Source organism: Fructilactobacillus fructivorans (assembly GCF_000814735.1).
In the GTDB taxonomy this organism is placed as follows: domain Bacteria; phylum Bacillota; class Bacilli; order Lactobacillales; family Lactobacillaceae; genus Fructilactobacillus; species Fructilactobacillus fructivorans.
Genome location: NZ_JOJZ01000021.1, coordinates 59,022 through 85,694 on the forward strand (window position 1 = coordinate 59,022; position 26,673 = coordinate 85,694).

Here is a 26,673-nt window from a genome sequence, read left to right on the forward strand (position 1 = left end):
TCCCTCTATGCTTCTTCTGTATTCTTAAATAAATTTAGTAACATCTGGGCCGAACGTTTCCCGGCATCGACAACAAATTCGTCAAAACTTTGGTTAGCATCTTCATCACCAACGTCTGACATCGCTCTAATCACCACGTAAGGAATCTTAAATTGATGAGCAACTTGACCAACAGCTGCTCCTTCCATCTCAGCGGATAAAGCATCCGGGAAATTCTTTAAAATATCATCAATCATTTTTTGACCAGCAATGAATTGGTCACCAGTAACGATTAATCCTCGCTTAGGATTAATCCCAGTGTCTTTTGATGCGTCTGAAATCTTATTGATCCAAACATTTGAAGCATCGAATCGAGCAGGCTGGCCAGGTAATTGTCCGTATTCATAGCCGGCAGCCGTTGCATCAACGTCATGATAAGCGGTCTGGGTTGAAATTACTAGATCACCAACACTAAGACCATTTCCAATTCCAGCGGCCGACCCAGAATGAATCAATACATCAACGTCAAAGTTCTCTAATAAAATTGCGGCCGTAATGCCAGCCTCAACTTTCCCAATTCCAGATTTAACTAAAATGACGTGTTGACCGTCAATCGTTCCGTCGTAAAATTTAATTCCATTAATATCTTTTTCTTTTTCATCTTTTAATGCCGACTTCAAAGACTTAATTTCCTCATCCATGGCACAAATAATTCCAAATGTTTTCATTATTTATTCTTCCCCTCAAGCTACCCAACAAATCGCATAATTGCCAGTACAATTATGATTAGTACTAACAGTATTAAAATGACGACATTTAATCTTCTACCAAGTCGTTTTCGCTTATATTCAGAAGTATCTAGTCTTTCGCGCTCATATGAATCGGGTTGGGCATTATCATATTGATTAAAATTTGTTTCCGTTGGTTGATCATTTTTGGAACGGTGAAATAATCGACTAAACCAGTTTCGCTTTTTGGATCGATTATACCGTGTCTCCTGGTTTTCAGAATTATGATCATATTCAACATTGTGTCTTCTATCAGCATCACCATACATTCGCTGATATTGCGATCTTGTCATATTAGATTGATCGTCTTTTTTATCATTAAACATATTGGTCGCCTACTTCTGCATCAATTCCCAGTATTGAATTGCCATAATTGTCTTAGCATCAATAATTTGGCCATCTTTTAGCATTTGTTTTGCTTCATCCAAGCTATATTCATCAATTTCTAAAAATTCACCTGGATCTCTTGGTAATTTATTTTTAACGGGAGTTAATCCCTGGACTAAGTACAGATACATGTATTCGTCTGAGATTCCGACTGACGGATAAAATGAATAAAGCTGTTTAATATCCTTCGCATTAAATCGAACTTCTTCATTTAGCTCTCTTTTGACAGCATGAATCGGTGAATCATCATCACGATCATCTAACTTGCCAGCGGGAATTTCCAACATGACACGTTTAGCTGGTGCCCGCCACTGTTTTTCCATAATCATTTTATTACCTGAGGTGATTGCAAGCATTGCTACCGACTTACAGTGATGAATAATCTCACGTGAAGCTAATTTTCCGTTAGGAAGTTTAACTTGTTGTTCTTCAACTTGTGCAATTGGCCCCTTATAAACTGGTTTACTACTGATTACTTTTTCTTCAAAATCCATGATATTCACCTTCCAAAAATAGTTTAACTATAATGTGAATTCAATGCAACGACTTTAGTCCTGATGCAAAACCACCTTTGCCGCCTGAAAACCCTGTTGTCCCATTGCTTTTACAAAGTCAACGGAATCTCCAGCTTTAATTTGCTTAGGATTACCAGAAATAATCCCCGTGATATGCATAAAAACATCATCAGAATTGGGAACCTGAATGTAACCAAAACCCTTATCTCTTTCGTAACTCTTAATTGTGCCTTTCATTACGTAATCACCTCTTTGTTAATAAAAAATCGGGAACAAGTCCCGATTTCATTATTTTTCTTCAAATCCTTCTGTAGCAGTTTCAGGAAACTCTTCCCTTACAATTTTAGCACAACGACCACAAAACTCAGGATAATCTGGATCAGAACCAACGTCTTGTTTAATAAGACGACAACGAACACAAGTCTCACCATTAGCATGTTCTACCTTAATGGCTAAATTATCATCAAAGCGATTAGCTTGATCATCAACATCATCAATTGATTTAACGTCTAATTGAGACACCATTAAAATTTGTCCAATATCAACATTTAAATCATTAAACATTTCTTTGGTCGCATCATCAACGTATAATGTCAGTTTAGCCTCAGAAGGCTTACCAATAACCTTATCATCTCGAGCTAATTCCATGGCTTTCAGAACGTTTTTCCTTAATTTCATAAATTGGTCCCATTGGCTACGAACCGTATCTTCCCCATTAAAGTGCTTAACTTCTGGCATTTCAGCTAATTGAACAAATTCTTCAGGTTCATCCAAGAAACTCCAAATTTCTTCGGTCGTATGAGGAATAATGGGAGTCATTAACTTGGTTAAAGCCACTAAAATGGTGTATAACACCGTCTGCATTGAGCGACGACGATGACCATTTTTAGGATCAATGTACAAAATATCCTTAGCAAAATCTAAATAAAAAGCAGACAAATCACTGGTAATAAACGATAGTAGTTCTTTATTAATACTCATAAAGTCATACTGATCGTAATCATCTTTAACGTTTTGAATCAACTGATTCAAACGGATTAACATGTATTGATCGACAGAATTCATATCTTCATATTTAATTGCATCAGATTCAGGATCAAAATCACTAGTGTTAGCCAGCATGTATCGAATCGTATTTCTAATTTTCTTGTAGCTGTCAGAAACTACCTTAAAGTTCCCCATCGACACTCTAACATCGGCAGAGGTATCAACACTTGTAACCCACAAGCGCACGATATCAGCACCCATTTGTTTAATAACATCGCTTGGGGCAATCGTGTTTCCAAGTGACTTGCTCATTTTATGACCTTTTTTATCAAGCGTGAATCCTTGTGATAGAACATGCTTGTAAGGAGCAATATCAGCGTATGCAACACTTGTAATCAAACTAGAATTAAACCATCCACGATACTGATCTGATCCTTCGACTACTAAATCTGACGGATAGGTTAAATTAGGACGTTCTGCTAAGACACCTTGATGAGAAGTACCAGAATCAAACCAAACATCCATAATATCAGTTTCCTTGGTAAATTTACCATTTGGGGAATGCTTACTGGTAAAGTCTTCTGGGAGAAGGTCCTTTGCATCTCTCTCAAACCAAATATCTGATCCATATTGGCTAAACAAGTCGGCAATATGTTCAATGGTCTCATCGGTGATAATTGGCTCACCATCCTCACCATAGAAGATTGGCAGTGGGACTCCCCAAACTCGTTGTCTTGAGATGACCCAATCTCCGCGATCACGAATCATGTTATAAAGTCGTTTTTGGCCCCAGCTAGGATTAAAACCAACGGTATCAATGGCATCCAAAATTTCTTTTCTGATCTTATCAACCGAAGCAAACCACTGTGGGGTTGCACGATAGATAACTGGCTTCTTGGTTCTCCAATCAAAAGGATAACTATGTTTATATGGCATGTAATGGATAAGTTGACCCTGTTCCTTTAACTTATCTAATGCGATTTGATTAGCATCTTCGTAAAAGACACCTTCAAAATCAGGACCAGCTTCTTTAGTTAGGTACCCCTTGGAATCAACGGGTGCAAAGACGTCTAATCCGTATTGCATCCCAATATTATAATCATCTTCTCCAAATCCAGGAGCAGTATGAACCAAACCTGTTCCGGCATCATTAGTAACAAAATCACCGTTCATTACTACTAGTTGACGACTACTATCAAACGGATGTTGGGCCTTAATGTTATCAAGATCTTTACCCTTTACGGTTTGTAAAGTGCGGACATTTTTCCATCCAAACATTTCAGCATCTTGATCCAGTAAGTCGGTTCCAATCACATATTTCTTGGGATCATCATCATGTTGAATAATTGAATAGTCAAAATCAGGTTCAACCGTAATCCCTTCTGAACCAGGAATGGTCCATGGGGTCGTAGTCCAAACTACCATATAAGTATCATTATCAAGGACACCATTTCCATCAATCACCTTCTCAGCAAAGAAAGCGGATGGAGAGGTCACATCATGGTATTCTACTTCTGCTTCGGCAAGTGCGGATTCTGATGACCACGACCAAATTACAGGTTTAAGGCCCTTATAGATCAATCCACGATCTGCCATTTTACCAAAAACACGCACTTCAGCAGCTTCATATTCTGGCATCAACGTTAAATATGGATTATCCCAATCAGCAGACACACCTAATCGTTTAAATTCATCACGTTGTCTGTCAACTTGTTTGAGAGCATAATCATGACAAAGTTTACGAAATTCATTCGTAGACATTTTCTTTCGATTATATCCCTTCTTTTTAAGTTGCTGTTCAATGGGTAGTCCATGAGTATCCCATCCGGGTACATAAGGAGCTCGATATCCATTCATTGATTTAAAACGAACAATCATATCCTTGGTAATCTTATTCATAGCATGACCCATGTGGATATCACCATTGGCATATGGTGGTCCATCATGTAATACAAATGATGGTTTACCCTCATTTAACTTTTGACGTTGCTGGTAAAGTTGATTGTCTTCCCAAACTTTTTCTCGTTCAACTTCCTTTACGGGAAGATTACCTCTCATCTTGAATTTAGTCTTACCTAAATTCAGCGTATCCTTAATTCTCATAGTATCCTCCTCAAAATAAAAAAGACCTCGTCTAATAGGGACGAAGTCTTCGTGGTACCACCCAAATTCAAAATTAACCATGGTTAATTTTCTCATTGCATAGATTATCAATGAAGTGATCTTTTACTAATAACTACTTTATTAGGCTCACACCAACCCTAATTCGCTGAAAAGGTCATTAATAACTTTCTGTCTTCAATCTACCGTTATTTATGTAGCTTGTCATTGGGATAAATCTCAACTGTAGGATCAGTATATGGTCCCGATACCGATTCAACAATCAATTGATCATCTTGATCTTTTGCTGAATCATCATTACTAGATGAGTTTACACTCACCAAAGCTTGCTTGTCAAGGTTCTTAACGGCTTGCTGAATCTCATCATAATTATCAAAATTACTAGAATCAAGTAATTTATTCCAGTCTTCATTCTTAGCAAAATCTAACTGACTTTGTAACATTCCAATCATCTTTTGACGGAAAGTCTTAATGCTATTCCGAAAATCATCGGTTGCAATTGAGAGACTTTGAGCTTGTTTGGTAGTCGCACCCATAATTTGATTAGACTTGTCAGTAGTGTCAGCTAAGATTGAATCAGCTTGCTTTTGTGCATTTTGTTTAATCTCATCAGCTTCGCTTTCGGCATCCTTCTTAACTTTATCAGCTGCTTCTTGAGCAACTAAAATTGATTGATTCAAGGAATTCTTAAGGTCATCATAGTAAGTGAGGTCTTTTTTGGTTTTCTTTAATGATTTTTTCAGTTCCTCATTCTCATCTTGCAGAATTTGGTAATCTTTAGTGAGTTGGTCTAAAAAGTCATTGACTTCATCAATGCTATATCCTCTCATTTTTAGTGAAAACTTTTTATCATGAATATCTTGGGCAGTAAGTGTCATAATATCCCTCCTCATTTATTTTTTATTATATTTAACTCAGCTTTTAACTTTCCCTTTTTAGAATGACCATTATATCCAACTACTCTTATTCTACCGTATCCGCGAACAGAAATCATATCAGAAACTTTAATTTCATAGTTTGGTTTAGTAAATTCAAACCAGTTTAGCCGCACTTTTTCGTGTTCGACTAGTGACTTAGCTACACTACGAGAAATCCGAAAGCCAATTGAAATAACTACATCTAACCGAAATGATGGAAGAGTAACAAAACTAGTAACCCAGTCATTTTCTCCCTGTATCATTTCACTTAAATTAACTTCTTTTAAATTAACTTTCACTCGTCCAATTCGATCAACTTCCTGAGTCAGATATCCAACCATTTCTTGTTCACAAATAAATTGAAAACGCTCTCCATCAGTCAAAATGTCACCAAGAACTTTCCGTTCAATTCCGCTTCCCATTAAACTGCCAAGAACTTGGTTATGGTGAATTGAAGCAAACTTTTCTGGGTATTCAATTTCAACTAAGGCTAATCGGTAGTCTTTAACCTCTGGATGAAAGTAGTCTGGATAAATAATGCCACGTTTCATTTCAGCATCTTTATAGCCACCAAAAGTTGATAATTGCAAATGAGGATAGCGGTTCACTAAAGTTTGTAATAAATAACATTCTCGTGAATTTAAAAAGCTAGTAAGGATTGGTCGGTATTCGGAATTAGCACTCTCAATCCAATCACTAGCGGTTTGAAGGAAGGGAATCTCAGACTTTCTAAAATGTTGCTCAATATCTTTTTCAATACTCATGCTATCCGACCAGACTTATTATAATATTTCCAATATAAGTCACACCGAACTGTAAAAGTTGAAGCACAATCAATGCCAAAATGGGACCAAATCCCAGCATTCCGATATGAGCAAAATTAAAGTATTCTAAAAACGGATTAACGATTCGCCCCAAGAACTGGCCAAACCTAGATTGGGATGCCCCCGGAAACCAAGTTAGTAGTGCATCAATCACAATCGCTAACATGTATATTTGAATTGCGTAATTAATAATTCTAACAATCCAATCAATCACCATAACCAATTAAATCATCCTAACCGACTATTAAACTTTTCGTCCATTGCCCCATCAATATCAAAATTATTAGGTGCACAAAGAAAAATTTTATCATCAATTCGTTTTATTTTTCCGTCGATTGCGTAAACAGTCCCATTTAAGAAATCAACAATTCTTTTAACAGATTCATTACTAACGCCGTCCATTTTGACGATGACAGCATTGCCACCAATTAACTTACTGGCAATGCTTTTTGCATCGGCATAAATGCGTGGCTCTAAAATGGCAATTTTACTATTAGAAATATCACTTTGATTCATTGAAACAACCTTTCGTGGGTTGCTCTTTACTGACGGAACAGCATTTTGACTTGTTTCATCATTTTCATAGGCTTCATCGTCATCATCAAGCCCCAAAAACTTTTTAATCTTATTTGACATTACTAACTCCTCTCCGAAAACTACTGCTTATTGTTTCGGTTCCGATATCTGAAGAATGGAGGGACATCATCATTGTCGTTTCCACTATCATCATTGTTATTTGAATCTGAATTGTTTCCAGCATCAAATGGTTCAAAGTCCTGTTTTTCAACGTTTGAAAATTTATCATCATTTGAAGATGAATCGTTATCTCTTACATCATTCTGGTTATCACTAATATCCCAGTTATGAAGTGGGTCATCATTGCTGGAATCAGAATTGTCTTTTTGTGAACTATCAGTCTTAGGACTGGCAAATGTACTTGAACGATTCTTGCGAGCTAAAGCTGGACTAGCAGAACGATCTGGATCACCAGTTTGAATTCCGGTAGCAACCACTGAAACCTTAACCTCGTCACCCATGTTTTCATCAATTGAGGTTCCAAAGAAGATGTTAACATCATTAGACGTTGCATCAGATACAATATTAGCCGCATCCTGAGCTTCCGCAAGCGATAGCTCTGGACCAGCTGTAACATTAAGTAAAACCTGTTGAGCACCATCAATTGAAACTTCTAATAATGGAGAATTAATGGCTTTTTTCGTTGCTTCTTCAGTCCGATTTTCGCCTGTTGCAGCACCAACTCCCATAAGAGCTGAGCCCTGATTTTGCATAACACTTGTAACATCAGCAAAATCCAAATTAACAACTCCGGGACTGGTGATCAAATCGGTGATTCCTTGGACACCTTGGCGTAGAACATCGTCAGCATCTTTAAATGCTTCCATCATTGGTGTCTTTTTATCAACCATATCCAACAAACGATTATTGGATACCACTACCAAAGTGTCAACGTTCTGCTTTAAAGCTTCAATTCCTTCGGTGGCATTGTGATCTCGCTTTGGTCCTTCAAAAACGAAGGGACGAGTAACTACGCCAACCGTTAATGCACCTGCGTCCTTTGCAATTTTAGCAACGATGGGAGCGGCACCAGTTCCGGTTCCACCACCCATTCCAGAAGTTACAAATACCATATCAGCATCATTTAGTGCATCAGTAAGAGCCTCTTCACTTTCTTCGGCCGCTTTTGATCCTACTTCTGGGTTTGAACCAGCTCCAAGTCCCTTAGTAAGCTTAGGTCCTAAATTAATTTTAGTCTCTGCTTTAGAACTTCCTAAAGCCTGTAAATCGGTGTTGGCAGCAATAAATTCTACTCCCTTGACACCTTCTTCAATCATTCGGTTGACGGCATTTCCACCACCGCCACCAACTCCGATGACTTTAATTGTTGCACCATTATTTTTATTTGCATCCATTGAATAGTCCATATTTTATCGATACCCCCCCGTTACTCGAAAAAGTGATGTACGATACCACTAAATCTTTCGCCTAAATTCTTATCACTCTTTGGTTTCTTTTCACGTTTCTTTTTTGCCGTTTTATTCTGTCTTTTTTGCTTAAAGGGAATGGATCCAGATACTTTCGGCTCAGACTCAGGTTCAACTTCTCTGGCATTTCCGTTGTCACTGTGAGTGAACTCACCATGGTCAAATGCAGAACGTACTAACCGCTCGATTTGACTCAAATTACCACCATAATTAACTAAAGATAGTGCTAATGACAAAGAAGGATGTCTTAAACCAATTTGATCAGGAATATAAACTCTGACATTTACTCCAAAAGTATTAGCTGCTAACTCAGCAATTCCAGGCATTGATGCTACTCCCCCAGTTAGAACAATTCCACCAGGCAAACTTAGAGCATCAATTCCGTCAAGGTCAGTTTTCAATCTACTAAAGATTTGGTCAATTCGTGCTTCGATAATCTCAGCCAATAATTTTTCACTTACGTTAACTGGTTGTCCTTGACCAACCACATCAACTGGGAATTCATTATCTTCACTAGCTTGATCAACATCAGCATATCCATAGCCACGCTTCAGCTTTTCAGCATTAGAAGCAGATGTATTTAACACTGAGGAAATATCTTTAGTTATGTATTGTCCACCCTCAAGATCCACATTTGCATACTTGAGTTCAAAGTCATGAATAACCGCAACTGTTGATTGGCCACCACCTAAATCAATCAGTATTGTACCAAACTCTTGCTCTGATTCACTTAAAATATATTTTCCTTCAGCTTGAGGATCAACGACAAGTGCCTCGATGCTTAGTCCAGCATTTGTGACAGCCTTCTTGATATTGTGAATGATTGTTTTAGGTCCGCTAATCATACGCCCATTCATCTTAAGGCGATTTCCAACCATTCCTCTTGGATCTTGAATCCCATCAAAGCCATCAACCATGAACTCATCAGGAGTTAAATCAATCACTTCACGTTCAGGAGGTAGATTAGTATCAATCGCAGATTCAGCAACGTCAACAACGTCATCATTAGTGATTTCTTCTGATTGATCAGGAAGTTCAATCATTCCAGAACACTTATCAATTTTTATTTGGTCAGCAGGAATGCCAACAATTACGTTACTAATCTTGACACTGGCTTTTTCTTCAGCCTGTCTAATTGCGCGTCCAATTGCGTTTGAAGCCTTGTCAATATCAACAATAACTCCCCGGCTCACTCCAGCTGATCTCTCGTTACCAACCCCGATTACATTCATTTGATTGTTGGCTTTTTCCGCTACAATCACCTTAATCGAAGTGGTTCCAATATCTAAACCAATGTACATATTTGAATCGTTCATAATCTGGAACCTCCATATAAAGTTTATCGAAAACGATGGTCCAATAAACCATAATCTCACTTAATTTTAACACACATAGTGAATGTTAATAAAGAACTCTCATTTCCCCAATGGATACGAATATGCTCCCACTTCCATGTTGATAACACTCTTTTGTTTTAGGGTCTTAGCAATTGACGGATAGTAAGCCATTTTCCCTGCCATTGTGCTAGTTTTAACATAAACTTCATTTCCATCTTTCATCACAATCTTAATTCTTTCAGGATTACTTTTGGTAGTTGCACTTTGTAATTCCTTAATTTGATTTCGAATGGGTTGCTTAATGTTTTTATATTGTTTTAAAACATTTTTAATTTCTTCTTTTTGGTTAAACCCAGAAAGAACACAAACATCATCTAAATTTTTAATCTTAACCTCTTGATTAGAAATATTGCCAGACGGGTAAACTGGATAATATTTACCATCCCTTAAAGCATACTCAGGGTCAGAATAACCCATCACTTTTACATTTAATTGATTATGATGCGTAAAAACGAAATCAATCTTTTTAACCTCAGCATTATGATTCAAGACATACTGCCGTGCTTGGGACTGATTCCTTTTAACCATGAACAACGAATCTCCAGCTTGAAATGGAATTTGATCCTTAATATTAGCATCCGCCAATTGCCTATCAGTTTGAACTTTAATCGCTGATATTCGACTGTACGGCAATACAAAATACAGTGAGATTAGGGCAATTATGCTAAAAGCTAATAGGATTGGTAAAAAGCCTTTAATTAACTGCCGACGTTGCTGTTTTCGAATCCCGGGAATTTGATGACCAACCCGGTATCTACTATTTTTTCTTTGTTTTCTCTCTTGGTATCTTTCCAACCGACCAGACGAATTGGAATCATTGCCGTTAGTTTTCATCACGATCACCCGTTAAGCTTTTTTATGATGTTTTTTAATTGCAGTTTGGCAAACTGCTAAAAGTTGATCTGCTGCATTTCGAACTCCCATATTATAAGAATTAGCAGCCATTTGTTTTCTTAATTCAGAATTATGCATCAAAGAATCCACTTTAGTTACTAATGACTGTCCGTTAAGATCTTTTTCCGTCAAAATCATTGCGGCATTATTTTTCACCAAACTCATGGCATTCTTAGTCTGATGATCGGCTGTAACATATGGACTGGGAATCAGGATTGCGGGAATTCCAATTGCGGTAATTTCAGCAATACTGGTGGCTCCTGCTCTTCCTACAATTAGGTCAACTTTTGGCAAAACTTCCGGCATATTAGAAATATACGGTAAAACTGCAATATTACTGTTGACTTTAACGTTCTTCAACTCATCTTTTACACTTTGATAACGCTTTTGACCAGTTACAAACACAACTTGATACTTGCGTCGGTCAAATTCAGGAATTGCTTCTACGGTTGAAGAATTAATCTTCAGGGCACCCTGGCTCCCACCAAATATTAAAACGGTTGGAACGTCATCTTTTAAGCCAATGCTGCTCAATTTAAAATCACTTTGTATATTTGCAACCTGTTGGGCACGAGGATTCCCAGTAAAAACAACTTTATTTTCAGGAAATTGTTTTCGGGCGTCGTCAAAGGCAATGGCAATCTGATCCACGTAACGACTTAAGAAACGATTAGTTAGTCCAACCACACTATTTTGCTCATGAATAACGGTCGGGATCCCCATTTTGGCTGCAGCATAAACCACGGCACCACAAACATAGCCACCTGTTCCAACAACGACATCCGGTTTAAAATCTTTAATGATTTTCTTTGCTTCATGAACACTTTTTAAAAAGAGCCAGACGGTTTTGAAATTGTATAAACTAAATAACTTACGTTTAAAGCCCTGAATGTTTAACGCATCAAACTTGAGTCCCTTTTCCGGAACAATTTTTCCCTCAAGCCCACGATCAGATCCAACATACAAAACTTCTGAATTAGGCTCTTTAGCTTTTAATGCGTCAATTAAGGCAAGCGCGGGGTAAATATGTCCTCCCGTTCCGCCTCCCGATACAATCATTCTCATTAGTTGGTCTCCTTTTTACCAGTTAACTTTTCAACATCTTTGATAAATTTATCACCGCGATCACGATACGTTGCAAACTGATCCCAACTAGCATTAGCTGGTGACAATAATACGATATCGCCTGGTTTACTCATCTTAAAGGCCTCAGGAACAGCCTCATCAAGATTTTTAACTTTCTTAATCTGTGGTACCCCAGCTTTTTTTGCCGCCTCTTCTAATAAGTCAGCAGTTTGACCAAACAAAACAATTCCCGCCAAACTATCCTTAAAATCTGGCACCAATTTATCGAAAGTATATCCACGATCAAGCCCGCCTGCTAGTAAAACGATGGGTTCATCAAAGCCCCTCAAAGCCATCTGAGTGGCTTCAATATCGGTTGCCTTCGAATCATTATAAAATTCACGATTGTCAGCCGTTAATACGTACTGAACTCGGTGACGAACTCCACCAAAATTTTTTAATACCGACACAATGGCCTCAGTAGGAATCTCATATAATTTGGCAACCGCAATGGCAGCTAAAGCATTTTGAACATTCTGTTCACCTGGGACCCGAATGTCTTTTTTGTGCATAATAAATTCATCTTTAAAATAAATGTCTCCATCAGATACATAGGCCCCATTCTGATAATGATCAGTTAGTGAAAATGGGATAATTTGTGCTTTACTGCGCTTACTTAACTCTCTCCATTCTTCACTATCAAAGTTAATTACCAGATAATCATTTTTGGTCTGATTCTTAGTAATTTGCATTTTAGCATTCACATAATTTTCCCGTGTCTTGTGATAATCCAAATGATTGGAAAAAATATTAGTAATAACGGCAATATGAGGATGAAGTTTGGGGGTACCTAATAACATAAAACTTGAAATTTCTAATACCAAGACATCTTCCTTAGTAACTTCTTGAGCTACCTTAGTTGCTGGAATTCCAATGTTACCACCATCTAAGGCAGTTCCATGCTGTTTACCAGCCTGCAACATCTTAGTAATCATAGTCGTTGTAGTTGTTTTTCCATTGCTTCCAGTAACCCCTACTAATGGCGCCTCTGAAACTTCAGCAGCTAGCTCCAGTTCCACAATAATCGGAATATTTCGAGATTGAGCGGCTTTTACTAGTTCATTATCATACGGGATTCCGGGATTTTTAACCATCAAATCCATGCCATCAAGCAAAGAAACAGGAGACTTACCAGCTACCACTTTGACACCATCATTTTGTAAATCATTGTACGCTTTGATCTGATCTGCTGGTTTGGCATCCGTTAACGTAACCTTGGCACCCAATTTAACTAGTAGTTCGGCTGCATTAGTTCCACTCATTCCAGCACCAAAAACCAATACGTTTTTATTTTTATAATCGTCAACTTTTTTCATAATTAAAACTCCCTAAAAACTAAATCATTGTAATAACACCAGTTATGGCCGTAAAGAGCCCCACTAACCAAAAGACAATATCAATCTTCCATTCACTCCATCCCATCATCTCAAATGAATGATGAATGGGAGTCATCTTAAAGATCCTTTTACCAGTCAGTTTAAAAGATGTCACTTGTAAAATAACACTGGCCGTTTCAATAACAAACACTAGTCCAATCCATAACAAGGAAAGTTCATGATGAAGCAAAATTGATACGGCGGCTAATGCTCCACCTAGCGCTAATGACCCCATGTCTCCCATGAAGATCTTAGCGGGTTTATGATTAAAGATCAGAAAGGCTAGTAAAGCTCCCGCCACTGACATACAAAAGATTTCAACTTCAAATTGATGCTGAAAGTATGCCACCACGGCATATGCTCCAAATGCAATGATCGCTAATCCACTCACTAATCCATCCAATCCGTCGGTTAGATTAACTGCATTTGAGAATCCAGCCAACCAAAAGATAATGAATAGGACGTAAAAATAACCTAGTGGAATTTCACCAAGATTGAAGAAACGAATGGACATTGGAAATCCATCTGCATAGTAGACCCATGCAAAGACCAAAGCACCAACGATCTGAAGCAGAAATTTTTGCCATGCTTTAAATCCTTCATTTTGACGTTTAAACAATTTGATGGAATCATCCCACATTCCAATCAATCCGTAAAAGACAAGAACAAATAACAAGATGAGCAAAGTTGACTTTAATTGGTTAACTACTAAGCCATAAACTAAGCATGTAATCACAATCGCAATGATAAAGCCTAACCCTCCCATTGTAGGGGTGCCACTTTTGTTTTCGTGCCAGCTAGGGCCTTCCTCCCTGATCATCTGACCTTCATGCTTTGATCTAAAATAGCTTACTAATACTGGAGTTAGTCCCAGTGTAATAATAAATCCTCCAACTAGTGGAATTAACCAATCCATCACTTTTCATCCTCTCAAAATTATTTTAATTTAATTACTAACGTGGTCTTGGGGGTAATTCGTTGACCACGATTAATACTTTGATTTACTACATTGCCCTTACCAGTAGTACTTAACTTAATGTCCAATAGATCACTAAGGGTCTGAACATCTTTTTGACTCCATCCTTTAATGTCTGGCATTCTTAAAACACCACTAGTAAGTAAAATGATATGATTATTGCCAGCTCCAGCGCCGATTGCCGTTGGGCTTTGTTTTGTAATTGTATCACCATCACCGATCACGATTGGTGTCATATGACTCTTATTAAGCTGATCCTTAGCTTGGTCCGTCTTCTGATTAACAACGTCTGGAACTTGAGTATTATTTTCACTATTTTGTGTTAATGCTCGTTTCATAACAGGATTAAAGATCTGTGCCATCAATTGAGAAGCCGTCTTACTACCATTTAAGGTTGGTTGCTTCATGCTGACATACATAATGTATCTTGGATTAGATGATGGAACCATTCCAGCCACTGAGTAAAGATAACTATCATCACCGTTTTCATATCCACCCGTTCCATTACTTACTTGGGCAGTACCGGTCTTTGCTGCTACTCGATAGCCAGGGATTTGATAATCATGTCCAATGCCGTACGGCTTATAAACAACATCTTCCATGTGTTTTCGAACTTCCTGAGAAGTTGAAGCTTTAATAGGATGACCAAGGGTTTCCTCTTTATAAGATTTCACCACTTTATGATGATCATTGGTTATATTATCAACAAATCGTGGCTTAATCATTTCCCCGTTATTAGCAACCGCAGTTAGAGCTTGTACCATTTGTAACGCCGTAACCTGAATTCCCTGGCCAAAGGATGTATTAGCCTGTTCAATTGGTAATTTAAACTGCATATTACCTGAATCATCATCACCGAAAACTGAGTTAGTATTCTTAAGGAACTGAAAACGATTAATGTATTCTTTCCATGTTTTCGGACCCATTTGTTCCTCTAAGTGTGCCATGGCAACATTACTAGATAAGGCAAACCCTTTATTATAAGTGATTCGGCCCCATCCAGTTGGCAACCAATCAGGAACAGTTTTACCATCAATGTTATATTTTCCGGACAAGTAACGCTCGTTGCCATGAAAATTACCACTATCAATTGAGGCCGCTAAAGTAAAGACTTTCATTGTTGAACCAGGCTCAAAAGCATCTTGAGTTAACGTATTTCGCCAAATTCCACCAAGTCCCTTACCAGTTGTGGCGTTAAAAGTAGGACGTTGAGCCGCAGCTAGCACCTTCCCAGTCTTAGCATCAATCAGCATGGCATTCATACTTTTAGGATGAACTTGTGATTGAACTTCTGTCATCTGATTTTCCAGAAGATATTCAAGTCGTGAGTCAATGGTCGTATGGACGTTATTACCATTGATTGCCGATTTTTCTTTTTGATTGTCCCCAGGAACTTCATACCCGTAATTATCATGGCGAACTTCTTTATAACCATTTTGGCCACTTAAAGTTTTATTAAATGACTTTTCTAACCCCATTTGTCCTACGAGGTTGGTTTCTTTCGTCTTATTATTAGTTACTTGTGAAGCTAGTCCCACGATATGCGAAGCAAAAACTCCGTTGGGATACAGACGGCTTTGTTGCTGAACAAACTTGATCCCTGGTAAATGCTGAGCCACAATCTTTTGTTTATCAACTAAGGAAATATTTTTTCCAGGATTTCCAAATTCCACTTGAAAGGCCCTTTTTTTGGGCTGAAGTGTCTTAAGGGCTTCTTTGTAACTGATTGGCAAGTTTTCAGAAAGAACTTTAGCCGTCTTTTGGGGATTAGTCACGTAATCTGGTTTATTGTCTTTAGTCTTCTGTGATTTATTCAAGATGGCATAAATCGAGTAGGTACTAGTGTCCTCAGCTAGTGCCTGATTATTATTATCGTAAATTGTGCCTCGCTTGGATTTCAGCACGTTAGTTTGAGCATACAAATTTTTCGTCTGCTGCGCCAAATTAACGTTATTTGCGCTTTTGAAAATTGCTTTTTTAAAAAAAAAGCCGAAAATCAACAGGAAAACTACAATTACTAAAATCCGAAAATACATCCCAAATCTTTTTCGGTTAGCAATCGCATTTTTCCGATTTTTCATCTGCTCTTGTTTTTTATTCATTTTGTGATGTTCCTTATTTGATCATTCGAAAGTTTCAATCCAGATCCCTTAGCAACTTTATCTAAGCGTGAACTACTTTGTAATTCATCAATCTGTTGTTTAAGTCCTGTATTGGTATTATGTATTCTTGTTGATCTCGTTGCTGTATCTTGCAACGTTTGTTGTGCCCCTGAAAGCGATATTCTTGTCCAAACTAACGCAATTGCCATTAAAAAAACTACTGCACATCCAACTACTAAAACAGTAACTTCAAGTTTCGGGGTGAACCTATGTTCTTTTTGTGGAGCAGTGGGTTGGTGAGAATTGATCTGATTTCTGCGATACGTCTCATACGCATTCCCATTTGAATATTCTTTTCTTGCTAGACCATTTTGTGCCAAAGTTCCCACCTCCTATTTAATTTTCTCAATAATTCTGAGTTTGGCACTGTGCGATCGGTGATTTTGATTAAGCTCATCTGCACTGGGTAAAATTGGTTTTCTTTGGACCATTTTAAATTTTGGTTGCATTGCTTCAGGTATTACAGGTAAATCATGCGGCAAATCTTGAATGGTGGTTTTTTCTTTAAAGATTCCCTTTACCAATCGATCTTCTAATGATTGAAAAGTAATCACGCTAATTCTTCCGTGAACTTCTAACATGTCTAAAGCTTGCTCCAACGAATCTTCTAAAGCTCCCAATTCATCGTTAACAGCGATCCGAACAGCTTGAAAAACTCGTTTAGCAGGATTCCCACCGTGCCTTCTGGCAGCGGCCGGAATAGCATTTTTGATAATTTCAGCTAGCTGAGTCGTAGTATCAATCGGATGATCAGCTCTAATACGCTCAATGCTTCTGGCAATTTGCTTTGAAAATTTTTCTTCACCATATCGATAAAAGATTTTTACTAACTTTTCATATGACCAATGATTAATAACTTCCCAGGCATCCAAGTTATTTCGCTGATCCATCCGCATATCAAGGCGAGCATCCTTTTGATAACTGAATCCACGTTCGGCGTCATCTAATTGAGGTGAAGATACCCCTAAATCATAAACAACCCCAGAAACACTTGTAACACCGTATTGCTCTAGATCAGACTTAAAGTTTCTAAAATTATCATGAATGAAAGTTAACTCATTATCCTTTAAAAACTTTGCTAAATAGTGCTGATTATAGTCGATAGCAACTTGATCTTGATCAAAGGCATACAAATGACCATTTCTTAACTCAGAAAGGATCTTTGCACTATGTCCGCCACCTCCAAGAGTACAATCAACATAAATCCCATTGGGTTTAACGTTTAGACCACGAACAGCTTCGTTTAATAAAACAGTTTGATGTTCAAATTTAGCCATCATTAATTCACCCCAGCCTAATCATTAAGTAAATTCTCAGCAATATCACTGAACTCACTAGAAGCCTCGTCCGTGTATTGATCCCACTTAGAAGCATCCCAAATTTCAAATCTAGTTGATACCCCCGCTAAGACACAGTTCTTAGTAAGATCTGCATACTTACGAAGTGACGTTGGAATGTTAACTCGTCCTTGCTTGTCAATGTCACATTCAGTAGCGGCAGAAAAGAAAAAACGGGCAAACATTCTGGCATCTTTTTTGTTAAATGGAAGTTTATTGATTTTTTCTTGAACTTTCTGCCACTCTTCTTCAGTGTATCCGAAAAGACAGCCATCGAGTCCCCGAGTAATAACAAACTTATCACCTAATAAATCTCGGAATTTAGCAGGAATAATAAGCCGTCCCTTAGTATCGATATGATGTCGATATTCACCCATGAACATGGCTCTCATTCCTCTCTTCCTAAATATAATTTTAGTTTACCACAATAACCCACTTCCTACCACTTCGCCTCCACAAAAATCCACAAAAAAATAAACGCATTTCAAGAAAACAATTCTTGAAATGCGTTTAAGTCAATGTATTGTGATAATTTTTATAATCAAAGATAATATAAAAATAATTATCCAATAAATATCACTCGCTCGCCAAAAGTTAATTAAAAATAACTTTGGTCTTAATTGTCCCTCACTCACGACTCGATAAATAAGAAAAATAATTCCCATTATCATCCAAATTAAAACAAAGACGGGCAAAAAAGAAAAACCGTGGTTAGTCATTGTAATGACATGTACAATCCAGATCCCAATAATTGGAAAGGAATCTAAAAAGTTTAGGCGTTGAAAAATCCGATTCTTAGTCACACGTTTCGAAATAATAATAATTAGACCGATTATTACAAAAAATAATGCCGGTTTAATCAAAGCTTGCATTAATGAATGCATGTTTGAAATATAATTGACCATTTTCATTTTCCCTCAACCCTTAAGTTTAGACATAATAAGTAATTTGCAATATTTTTAGTTCAAAGTTAGAATTATCACAGTATAAATACTGAAAGTGGTGGATGCCTTGAATAAATGGAAAGATAAATCAACGTTTCAAAAAATCCTTATGATTTTTGTTTGGTTAATGATAATTGCAACCATTTTATCAGTGGTTGCTGGATCAGCAGCTGCTTTCTTTGGTGGCGCATAATTTAATAACTTTGCTTTAAGACATTCTGAGTTAAATCAGAGTGTCTTTTTTATTGCTCCGCATCATCAGATGATTTCTTGTAAACATCCCGTGGCTTACTTCCATGCTGAGGGCCAATATAACCACGCTGCTCCATGTCATCAATAATTCGTGCGGCACGATTGTATCCAATCCGAAACTGACGTTGAATCATTGAAGTACTAGCTTTTTGTTCTTTAATAACAAAAGCAAGCGCATCATCAAACAAATCATCCTCGTCATCATTCTTTTCCTCTTCTTTAATCTCCGCATCCGTTACCATCATCGAATCATCGTATTCCGGTTGGGCCTGCTTTTTTACAAAATCAACCACATTTTCAACATCACCATCAGAAATAAAGGACCCTTGAACACGTGCAGGAATGTTTTGATCGATCGGAAGGTAGAGCATATCACCTCGACCAAGCAATTTTTCCGCACCATTGGTATCCAAAATTGTTCGTGAATCAACTCCACTCGAAACCGCAAAGGCAATTCTTGATGGTACGTTAGCCTTGATTAATCCAGTAATGACATCTACAGAGGGCCGTTGTGTAGCTAAAATCATATGGACACCAGCAGCACGACCCATCTGGGCTAATCTAATAATGGCACTTTCAACTTCATTTGAAACGGTCATCATTAAATCAGCTAATTCATCAACCACGACCACGATGTACGGAAGCGTCGGAAGTGAAGTTCCCTCACTAGCGTTCTTTTCACGAATGTACTTATTATAACCACTAATCTTTCGCTGACCAGTTTGAGCAAACATCTCATAACGATGCTCCATCTCATCAACCACCTTATGAAGCGCACGAGCAGCCTTCTTGGGGTCAGAAACAACTGGACTCAACAAATGTGGAATGCCATTATAAACCCCTAATTCAACTTTCTTAGGATCAATCAACATAAATTTTACCTGGTCTGGAGTCGCTTTTAACAAAATACTCGTAAGAATTGAATTAATTGCAACTGATTTTCCACTTCCAGTTGATCCGGCAATCAGTAAATGGGGCATTTTAGTAATATCACAAGAAACTACGTCCCCGTTAACATTCTTTCCTAACGGTACATTCAAAATACTCTTTGTATCACCAGTTTGATTTTCAAAGACGTCCCTAAATGAAACCGTTGAAATTGATTTGTTAGGAACTTCAATACCAATTAGTGATTTCCCTGGAATTGGAGCTTCAATTCTAATATCCTTAGCAGCCAACGCAAGCGCAATATCATCACTTAAATTGACAATTTTAGATACTTTTACCCCAATAGCAGGATGAAGTTCATACTCAGTTACTGAAGGGCCTAGGCTTACGTTCTTTACCTCAGCGTCAACACCAAAGCTCTTCAAAGTTTTCTGCAAGATTTGAGTATTCTTATCAATGGCATTATATTCTTCGGTCTGATCCTGTTCTGGAACCTTTGTTAATAATTTGGTCGAAGGAAGCTGATAACGATCATTTGTTGAGTTACTGTCAAAATTAGAGGAATCTGCTTCCGCTTTACTATCCGACTGGATTGGTTTTGGTTTTCGACTGGCCACCGTGATATGCGGTGCTTTTTCGTCACTTTTATTCGTATCTTGGCTTTTAATTGAATTATACAATGAATCATGAGGTGCTTGCGGTTGTTCTTGGGGTTTACTAGGCTCTGGCCTTTTTGGAACTGAAGAATTAACAGCGGCCTTTTTAACAACGTGTGATTGTTGCTCCTGACTCTTTTTCTGTTTTCGTCTTTCATTGTTATTTATATGAGCCCGACGCACCGATGCCGCCATCGAAGTGATCCATTTTCCTGTCCAACTCAACCCATCCTTAGACCATTGAATAACTGGTAATTTAAAAAAGATAACAACTCCAATTACCATTAGCGCGTAAGCTAAGATTGAAGTTCCTAGTAATGAAATGAGGGTACTAAAAAGTGAAAGTAACGACGCTCCCACCATTCCGCCACCAACGTTACTAGTAGAGACATTACTCGTAATATCAGAAAACAATGTGTTAAACGTTGTTTGGACAAATCCTACGTGGGTATTTAATGAATTAAAAAATAAGATTGATAGGTTCAAAGTCCACCCCACAAAGGCCACTAAGAATCCGATAATGTAGTGAAAATCAATTTTAGGAATTTTAATTCCAAGAAACAATAATCCACCAAAAAGACCAAGAAGAATTGCTAAAACTTGATAAGCATTTCCAACAACTAATCGAAATACGTTAGCAAATAATGTCCCGGCCATCCCCAAACTGAAAAATCCAAGTCCGGCAATTATTAGAAAAATTAAACCAATAATGTTTAGCTTTCTTTCACCACAAAAGCCCTTGAATTTGCTCCAAAAAGAATTTTTGCCTTTCCTTGAACGACGCTTTCGCGTTGTTTTCCGTTTTGTAGTTTTACGCTTTGTTTTTCGTTGAGCCAATCAAGGCACCCCTTCACATTATTTTAATTTATCATGTTCATAAGTATGGGTCATTTCAAGACCAGCAAAACCTTGTTGTCTTAAGGCCTCATATATTACGATCGCACAAGTGTTCGATAAATTCAACGCCCGAATATGTGAATCATCCTGTGGAATTCTGATTGCCTGTTCGGAGTATTGACGTTCAAAATTCTCTGGTAGACCAGTTGTTTCTTTGCCAAATAAGAAATAATAGTCTTCATCGGGATCACGATAATCACGTTCGGTATATACTTTTTCCCCAAACTTTGATACCAAAAATAACTTTTGCTTATCAGGAATGGTTTTTAGAAACTCCGGGAGATTCTCATGATAATTAATTTTAACTTTATCCCAATAATCCAATCCAGCTCGTTTCAAATGTTTATCATCTACCGAAAATCCAAGCGGTTTAATTAAATCTAAAACCGTATCAGTACCAGCACATGTTCTAGCAATATTACCCGTATTTGCGGGCATTAATGGTTCAAATAACGCAATATGATTAGTCATTAATATCCTCCATAAATTCGTTCAATAATTCCATTTCTTAATTATATCACGCGCCCAATTTCATTTAAGGTCAAAATTGATGTCAATTCCTACCCATAATAGTTATAATTATTTGAGGAGGTAGTTTATATGACAATAATTGAACCAATGGTCTCAAAGTTTCGTGAGGTTCCAGTTGAACTTGAAAATGCCAAGGTAAAAATTGCAATTGAACAAGAAATGATGACACCTAGTCGGGGTTTCATTGCTGAGGCTTGTAAATATGCTCATGAAAAGAAACGAAGCCTGGATGTCTTAATTTCTTCAAATAATGACACCAATACTTTTAACGATTCTGAAATTAAAATCATGGAAGACGACCTTTTTCAGTGTCAAGAACTAGGTGTTGATGGAGTTATTATTGGGGCACATAAGATTGATTTAGAAGCAATGGAGACTCTTATGGCAGCTGCTGGAGGCATGCAATTATACTTCTCCCCTGCGTTTGATCACATCATTGAAAAAGACTGGACTGATGCACTTAACTGGATCGATAATAATAATTTTGCTGGAGTGGTGGCATCCACAAGACTAGATCACCTCAACGAAAAAATGAAAAACTATCAAAATCTACAGTTAATCCCATTTACTGAAACAAAAGATGAACTTGAGAAGCTTCAAAGTTCCATCAAGCCAACAATTATAATTAATAAAAAATAATTTTAGTGTCAAAAAATCCCCTCAAATTGGAATTGTAAATCTAATTTGAAGGGATTTTTACTTTGCTGTTCTAAACAACTATGGATTACTTAATATTAATGTTCGAAGTGACGAGGGCCTCTCAACCGATGCCAAACGAATCCACCAACTCCCGCAATCACTACTACAATAATTCCGCCAATTACCCAAGGTGTGATTCCACTCTTGCTTTTCTTTTTATCATGCTTATTTTGATCTTTTTTACCATCCTGATCTTTATGATTCTTTTTATCAGACTTGGACTTTTGATCTTTGGCATTTTTTTCTTTTCGAGCTTTCTGATCTGCCTTGGTTTTTTTGGATTCTTTAGCATTATCAGAGGTGCTAGATTGATCTTTAGCTTTTCCATTTTGATCTTTCGTTGCACCTTGCTTACCTGCATCAGAATTCATTTTACTAGCATTGGAACTACTACTAGTACTGCCATTATTATTTTTACTTGGACTAGTGGCCGTTCCACCATTACCGTTATTGCTGGTACTGCTGCTTGAGTTAGCATGATTAGCTTGACTGTTACCAGCAGCTTGATTACCAGTTGATGAATAAATAATGGTCATTTCCATTATATCGGTCGAACTGTCACTTCCACCAAAGGTCATTTGAGGACCGTTACTGTTATTTTGTCCATTTTGGATACTAGCATACTTATAACCAGGAATATTAGGAATAGAAGCAATATACGTACTTCCAGTATCACCCATGGCTGTGGTAGCGGGACGAATAACTTGTCCATTTTGATTAACATAATGAACAACTATTTCTCCCTTTCCACTGTTACCTTGCGCAAATTGAGTAGTCTGTGCGTTGACATGTACCACATTCGGTACGAAAAAGCCTACCGTTAATACTGCAAAACTAACTAAAATGATTGAGGCTACTTTCTTTATACTCATAATCCATACTCCGTTTCATTTATTTGAAAATGTTTAAAAAGACCCACAAATTGCGATAAATGGAATCCATTAATTAGTTGCGGCAACGTAGCGATATGCACCTGAAGCTGCTCGATATCTTAACCATGTGTAACCATTAGCAATTACCTTGCCATCATAAACCACACTTTCACCAGCATCGTATTGGCCAACAATTTGTGCGCCAGTACTTGGTGAAGTTCGGATGTTAGTAGTATTTCTAAATGTATATCTTCCAGAAGCAGAAGTAACGTCTGAGTGACTGTTAGAAGCACCGGATCCATTACCTAATTCAGCAACGTAACGATATGCGCCTGAGCCACCACGGTATCTTAACCATGTGTAACCATTAGCGATTACTTTGCCATCATAAACCACATGTTCGCCAGCGTCGTATTGACCTACAACTTGTGAATTAGTATTTGGTGAAGTTCGTACGTTAGTAGTTTGACCAAAGGTGTATGTTCCAGAAGCTTCAGTAACATTGGGTTGACGATTTGGTGTAGAAGTAGAAGAACTATCATTACCAATCTTAGCAACGTAACGATATGCACCTGAACTTGCTCGATATCTTAACCAGGTGTAACCATCAGCATCAACAGTCCCATCATAAGTGACACTCTCACCAGCGTCGTATTGGCCTACAACCTGTGAACTGGTACTTGGAGCAGTTCTGATATTGGTAGTTTGACCAAAGGTATACCGACCAGATGCTGAATTAACATTTGTATCTTCCTTTGGAGCGGAAGTATTACCAATCTTAGCAACATAGCGATAAGCACCTGAACTTGCTCGGTATCTTAACCAAGTGTAACCATCTGCCTTGACAGTTCCATCATAAACAACTTTTTCACCAGTATCATATTGACCTACAACTTGTGAACTGGTACTTGGAGCAGTTCTAATGTTAGTAGTTTGACCAAAAGTATAAGTACCATTTTCTGATTTAACGTTTGACTCTGGATTTGAAGCTGGCGCATCACTTACTTTAGCTACATATAAATCGTCACCAGAATATGACTTGTATCTTAACCAGGTGTAACCGTCAGCATCAACAGTTCCATTATAAATAACACTTTCGCCAGCTTTATATTGTCCAACCACTGGAGCACTCAAACTTGGTGAAGTTCGAATGTTGGTAGTTTGATTGAAAGTATAAGTTCCAGATGCAGGCTTAACATCTGGTGCTGGTAGTGGATTTCCTTCATCTTGAAAGGCCACTTTATCAATACTGTCTAAGCCATAATTACGAACACAATTAATCAAAGTTTGAGCATAGCTAGGATCAGTAGCGTATCCATCATATTGTAAGTCATAAGCGACACTTTCATAATCTCTTACGCCAAGCAAATTATGGTATCTTGGATTATCTCTTAAAAAGGCTCCGTGATCTTCAATACTTGCAGACCAACTTGGATACAATCTAAAGGCCGCTTGAACCGTAACCCATTGGCCATTAATGTATTCCTGAGTTGGAAAGTAGATTGATTGACCATCATAGGAACCTTTAATCCCAAACAAGTTATTTCCTTTAACGGCTAATCCTGATCTACCCCATCCACTTTCAATAATTGCTTGTGCAATTGAAACTGATGGTAAAACGCCGTACTTCTTCCATCCAGCAATTGCACCAGGAGTAACTCGATTAATAAAGTCTTGAGTATAACTAACTAGATTGGTGTTATTTGAAACATTGAAGTTAGTGTATTGTGATGGACGCTGAACATTCTTATTTACATTGTTATCAACACTGGAATCATAATATCCAGGGCCAATCTTCTTATCAGGAGTAGCAACGTCAGCTTTCAAGTTAACGTTTTGATTTTGATCAGCATTTTGTTGTTGATTATCACTCTTAACAGCAACTTGATTCTTGTTGTTAGTATTATCAGTTAACTTCGAATCCTTGGTTGCCTGTTGATTGTCAGCAGCTGATTGAGAATCTTTAGCGCTATCAGATTTAGTAGCTTGACTCACTTGTGGCTAATCAGCATTATTCTTTGAATCTTGCTCCGTTTGCTGCTTTGCATTAGCTTCTTTTTGATCTTGTGAACCCTTAGTTGCTACTTGTTGTGCATCCGTAGCCTTAGCTTCAGTAGAATTAGTATCTGTTGACTTGGTTTGAGTTACTTGATCAGCATTAACTGGTTGTTGACTAGCTTGAGCAACTGTCTGACTGTTATTAGACGATGCCTTATCAGTAGTATCCTTTGTGTCATTGTTCTTGATTGAATCAGAAGTAGTATCACTTCCAGTATTTGATTGATCAGAATCATTCTTTTGCACTGTTGGTGTATGTACATTTTCTGAAGTCTTGTTTACTTCTTGATTTGTTTCACCACTTGCTGGTTCAACTTGGGATTGTTCCTCTGTTTTACTAGTGTTTTCTGATGACTTTACAGCTTCTGGTTGGTTCTGAACCTGATTAGAACCTGAAGCTTGAGTAGTTGAAGTCCCCTTCTCTGATTGTGCTTGAGAAGCTTGAACACTTTGTGAAATTGTCGCTGTGTTTGCTTTATCAGCATTTACAGGACTATTCAAATTAAAAGTGAACAAAGCAGCACTAGCAAAAATTGAACCCATTGCTACCTTCATCCAACCCTTTTTAGTCTTAACCAATTTGTTGCGACGCTTAGTTTCGCCAGTACTAATTGCCATCTGGTTATGCTTCTTAACGTACTTATTCATTAATTGTCTCTCCCTTTCAAAATCACAACATTATATTTAAGTATAACATCTAATGATCAAAAATTAATAAAAAAATAAATAATATTATTAATAATTATTCTAATGTGAAATTGCATAAATGTCCAATTATTTTTACTTAAATTATTATTTTTTACCAAGCTTAAATTCATTATGACATGGAATTTTAAGGTTGAAATTCCCCTAGGGATTAGCATTTACCTTAATTTATTAACTAATATGTTTACCATCAAAAACGTTTTATTGCATTTTGGTTACAGCTTCACATTACAATAAATTATAGTAACAAGCTAACTAAAAAAGTGTCTCCTAAAATCGTACATTATCAAATAATAAAAAAAACAACCTGATGTGAACCCATAAAGTTGGACACATTATATAATTTTTCTAGGCGGTTTGTTTCCGATATTGAATCGGAGATA

27 protein-coding genes are annotated in these 26,673 nt (G+C 37.4%); 2 read left to right on the forward strand and 25 right to left on the reverse strand.

Annotation, left to right across the window (positions count from 1 at the left end; translation table 11 throughout):
* Positions 1 to 5: 5 nt before the first annotated feature.
* The 20 genes from LfDm3_RS05595 to LfDm3_RS06980 form a co-directional block, all read right to left on the reverse strand.
* On the reverse strand, positions 6 to 707 hold the full coding sequence (locus LfDm3_RS05595; RefSeq protein ID WP_039144891.1) for a 5'-methylthioadenosine/adenosylhomocysteine nucleosidase: 702 nt from the start codon (positions 705 to 707) through the stop codon (positions 6 to 8).
* A 20-nt stretch (positions 708 to 727) separates the two neighbouring features.
* Positions 728 to 1,093, reverse strand: coding sequence for a hypothetical protein (locus tag LfDm3_RS05600; RefSeq protein WP_039144893.1), 366 nt, complete (start codon positions 1,091 to 1,093; stop codon positions 728 to 730).
* 9 nt (positions 1,094 to 1,102) lie between these two features.
* Positions 1,103 to 1,648 carry an NUDIX hydrolase gene (locus LfDm3_RS05605; RefSeq protein WP_010021216.1) on the reverse strand — a complete coding sequence of 182 codons (546 nt, stop codon included), beginning with the start codon at positions 1,646 to 1,648 and terminating at the stop codon, positions 1,103 to 1,105.
* A 54-nt stretch (positions 1,649 to 1,702) separates the two neighbouring features.
* Positions 1,703 to 1,906, reverse strand: a complete 204-nt coding sequence (locus tag LfDm3_RS05610) for a cold-shock protein (RefSeq protein ID WP_039144894.1) — start codon at positions 1,904 to 1,906, stop codon at positions 1,703 to 1,705.
* 51 nt (positions 1,907 to 1,957) lie between these two features.
* On the reverse strand, positions 1,958 to 4,759 hold the full coding sequence (gene ileS, locus LfDm3_RS05615) for an isoleucine--tRNA ligase (RefSeq protein WP_039144896.1): 2,802 nt from the start codon (positions 4,757 to 4,759) through the stop codon (positions 1,958 to 1,960).
* 206 nt (positions 4,760 to 4,965) lie between these two features.
* Positions 4,966 to 5,655: a DivIVA domain-containing protein gene (locus LfDm3_RS05620; RefSeq protein WP_039144899.1), complete on the reverse strand. Its 690-nt coding sequence runs from the start codon at positions 5,653 to 5,655 to the stop codon at positions 4,966 to 4,968.
* A gap of 11 nt (positions 5,656 to 5,666) precedes the next feature.
* Positions 5,667 to 6,458 (reverse strand): YlmH family RNA-binding protein, encoded by a 792-nt coding sequence (locus LfDm3_RS05625; protein ID WP_039144901.1) that lies wholly within the window; start codon positions 6,456 to 6,458, stop codon positions 5,667 to 5,669.
* Position 6,459: 1 nt separating this feature from the next.
* Complete coding sequence (locus tag LfDm3_RS05630; RefSeq protein ID WP_010021208.1) at positions 6,460 to 6,735, reverse strand: YggT family protein; 276 nt, start codon at positions 6,733 to 6,735, stop codon at positions 6,460 to 6,462.
* A gap of 11 nt (positions 6,736 to 6,746) precedes the next feature.
* A complete protein-coding gene (locus LfDm3_RS05635) occupies positions 6,747 to 7,154 on the reverse strand; it encodes a cell division protein SepF (RefSeq protein ID WP_039144903.1) in 408 nt (135 codons plus the stop codon).
* 20 nt (positions 7,155 to 7,174) lie between these two features.
* On the reverse strand, positions 7,175 to 8,461 hold the full coding sequence (gene ftsZ / locus LfDm3_RS05640; protein WP_010021206.1) for a cell division protein FtsZ: 1,287 nt from the start codon (positions 8,459 to 8,461) through the stop codon (positions 7,175 to 7,177).
* A gap of 20 nt (positions 8,462 to 8,481) precedes the next feature.
* Entirely contained in the window at positions 8,482 to 9,837 is a 1,356-nt protein-coding gene (ftsA, locus tag LfDm3_RS05645) for a cell division protein FtsA (protein WP_039144905.1), read from the reverse strand.
* 99 nt (positions 9,838 to 9,936) lie between these two features.
* On the reverse strand, positions 9,937 to 10,752 hold the full coding sequence (locus LfDm3_RS06720) for a cell division protein FtsQ/DivIB (RefSeq protein WP_052236626.1): 816 nt from the start codon (positions 10,750 to 10,752) through the stop codon (positions 9,937 to 9,939).
* Between the two features lie 12 nt (positions 10,753 to 10,764).
* Positions 10,765 to 11,877, reverse strand: a complete 1,113-nt coding sequence (murG, locus tag LfDm3_RS05655) for an undecaprenyldiphospho-muramoylpentapeptide beta-N-acetylglucosaminyltransferase (protein WP_039144907.1) — start codon at positions 11,875 to 11,877, stop codon at positions 10,765 to 10,767.
* Positions 11,877 to 13,253 carry a UDP-N-acetylmuramoyl-L-alanine--D-glutamate ligase gene (gene murD, locus LfDm3_RS05660; RefSeq protein ID WP_039144908.1) on the reverse strand — a complete coding sequence of 459 codons (1,377 nt, stop codon included), beginning with the start codon at positions 13,251 to 13,253 and terminating at the stop codon, positions 11,877 to 11,879. The genes murG and murD overlap by 1 nt, the downstream gene beginning before the upstream one ends.
* Before the next feature lie 19 nt (positions 13,254 to 13,272).
* The gene (gene mraY, locus LfDm3_RS05665; RefSeq protein WP_039144909.1) at positions 13,273 to 14,229 is read right to left on the reverse strand and encodes a phospho-N-acetylmuramoyl-pentapeptide-transferase; all 957 of its coding nucleotides are present in this window, start codon (positions 14,227 to 14,229) and stop codon (positions 13,273 to 13,275) included.
* Between the two features lie 20 nt (positions 14,230 to 14,249).
* Positions 14,250 to 16,391, reverse strand: coding sequence for a penicillin-binding transpeptidase domain-containing protein (locus tag LfDm3_RS05670; RefSeq protein ID WP_039144910.1), 2,142 nt, complete (start codon positions 16,389 to 16,391; stop codon positions 14,250 to 14,252).
* Complete coding sequence (gene ftsL / locus LfDm3_RS05675; protein ID WP_052236627.1) at positions 16,388 to 16,771, reverse strand: cell division protein FtsL; 384 nt, start codon at positions 16,769 to 16,771, stop codon at positions 16,388 to 16,390. Before ftsL ends, LfDm3_RS05670 begins: the two co-directional genes overlap by 4 nt.
* Before the next feature lie 12 nt (positions 16,772 to 16,783).
* Positions 16,784 to 17,728: a 16S rRNA (cytosine(1402)-N(4))-methyltransferase RsmH gene (rsmH, locus tag LfDm3_RS05680; protein ID WP_039144938.1), complete on the reverse strand. Its 945-nt coding sequence runs from the start codon at positions 17,726 to 17,728 to the stop codon at positions 16,784 to 16,786.
* Positions 17,729 to 17,745: 17 nt separating this feature from the next.
* Positions 17,746 to 18,171, reverse strand: a complete 426-nt coding sequence (gene mraZ / locus LfDm3_RS05685; protein WP_039144940.1) for a division/cell wall cluster transcriptional repressor MraZ — start codon at positions 18,169 to 18,171, stop codon at positions 17,746 to 17,748.
* A gap of 132 nt (positions 18,172 to 18,303) precedes the next feature.
* Positions 18,304 to 18,699, reverse strand: a complete 396-nt coding sequence (locus LfDm3_RS06980; protein WP_039144912.1) for a DUF3397 family protein — start codon at positions 18,697 to 18,699, stop codon at positions 18,304 to 18,306.
* Positions 18,700 to 18,790: 91 nt separating this feature from the next.
* Between LfDm3_RS06980 and LfDm3_RS06790 the strand changes: the two genes are divergently transcribed.
* Positions 18,791 to 18,925 (forward strand): DUF4044 domain-containing protein, encoded by a 135-nt coding sequence (locus tag LfDm3_RS06790; RefSeq protein ID WP_375708522.1) that lies wholly within the window; start codon positions 18,791 to 18,793, stop codon positions 18,923 to 18,925.
* A 49-nt stretch (positions 18,926 to 18,974) separates the two neighbouring features.
* Here LfDm3_RS06790 and LfDm3_RS05695 read toward each other — a convergent pair whose 3' ends face one another.
* Complete coding sequence (locus tag LfDm3_RS05695) at positions 18,975 to 21,365, reverse strand: FtsK/SpoIIIE family DNA translocase (RefSeq protein WP_039144914.1); 2,391 nt, start codon at positions 21,363 to 21,365, stop codon at positions 18,975 to 18,977.
* Between the two features lie 18 nt (positions 21,366 to 21,383).
* Complete coding sequence (locus LfDm3_RS05700; RefSeq protein WP_039144915.1) at positions 21,384 to 21,896, reverse strand: tRNA (cytidine(34)-2'-O)-methyltransferase; 513 nt, start codon at positions 21,894 to 21,896, stop codon at positions 21,384 to 21,386.
* Between the two features lie 129 nt (positions 21,897 to 22,025).
* Between LfDm3_RS05700 and LfDm3_RS06725 the strand changes: the two genes are divergently transcribed.
* Positions 22,026 to 22,595, forward strand: coding sequence for a copper homeostasis protein CutC (locus tag LfDm3_RS06725; protein ID WP_052236628.1), 570 nt, complete (start codon positions 22,026 to 22,028; stop codon positions 22,593 to 22,595).
* Positions 22,596 to 22,690: 95 nt separating this feature from the next.
* Here the strand turns inward: LfDm3_RS06725 and LfDm3_RS05710 are convergent, their stop codons facing one another.
* The 3 genes from LfDm3_RS05710 to LfDm3_RS05720 form a co-directional block, all read right to left on the reverse strand.
* Positions 22,691 to 23,527 (reverse strand): MucBP domain-containing protein, encoded by an 837-nt coding sequence (locus LfDm3_RS05710; RefSeq protein ID WP_039144917.1) that lies wholly within the window; start codon positions 23,525 to 23,527, stop codon positions 22,691 to 22,693.
* A gap of 69 nt (positions 23,528 to 23,596) precedes the next feature.
* Positions 23,597 to 25,522 carry an SH3 domain-containing protein gene (locus tag LfDm3_RS05715; protein ID WP_052236629.1) on the reverse strand — a complete coding sequence of 642 codons (1,926 nt, stop codon included), beginning with the start codon at positions 25,520 to 25,522 and terminating at the stop codon, positions 23,597 to 23,599.
* 6 nt (positions 25,523 to 25,528) lie between these two features.
* Positions 25,529 to 26,233, reverse strand: coding sequence for a hypothetical protein (locus LfDm3_RS05720; protein WP_039144919.1), 705 nt, complete (start codon positions 26,231 to 26,233; stop codon positions 25,529 to 25,531).
* Positions 26,234 to 26,673 lie beyond the last annotated feature (440 nt).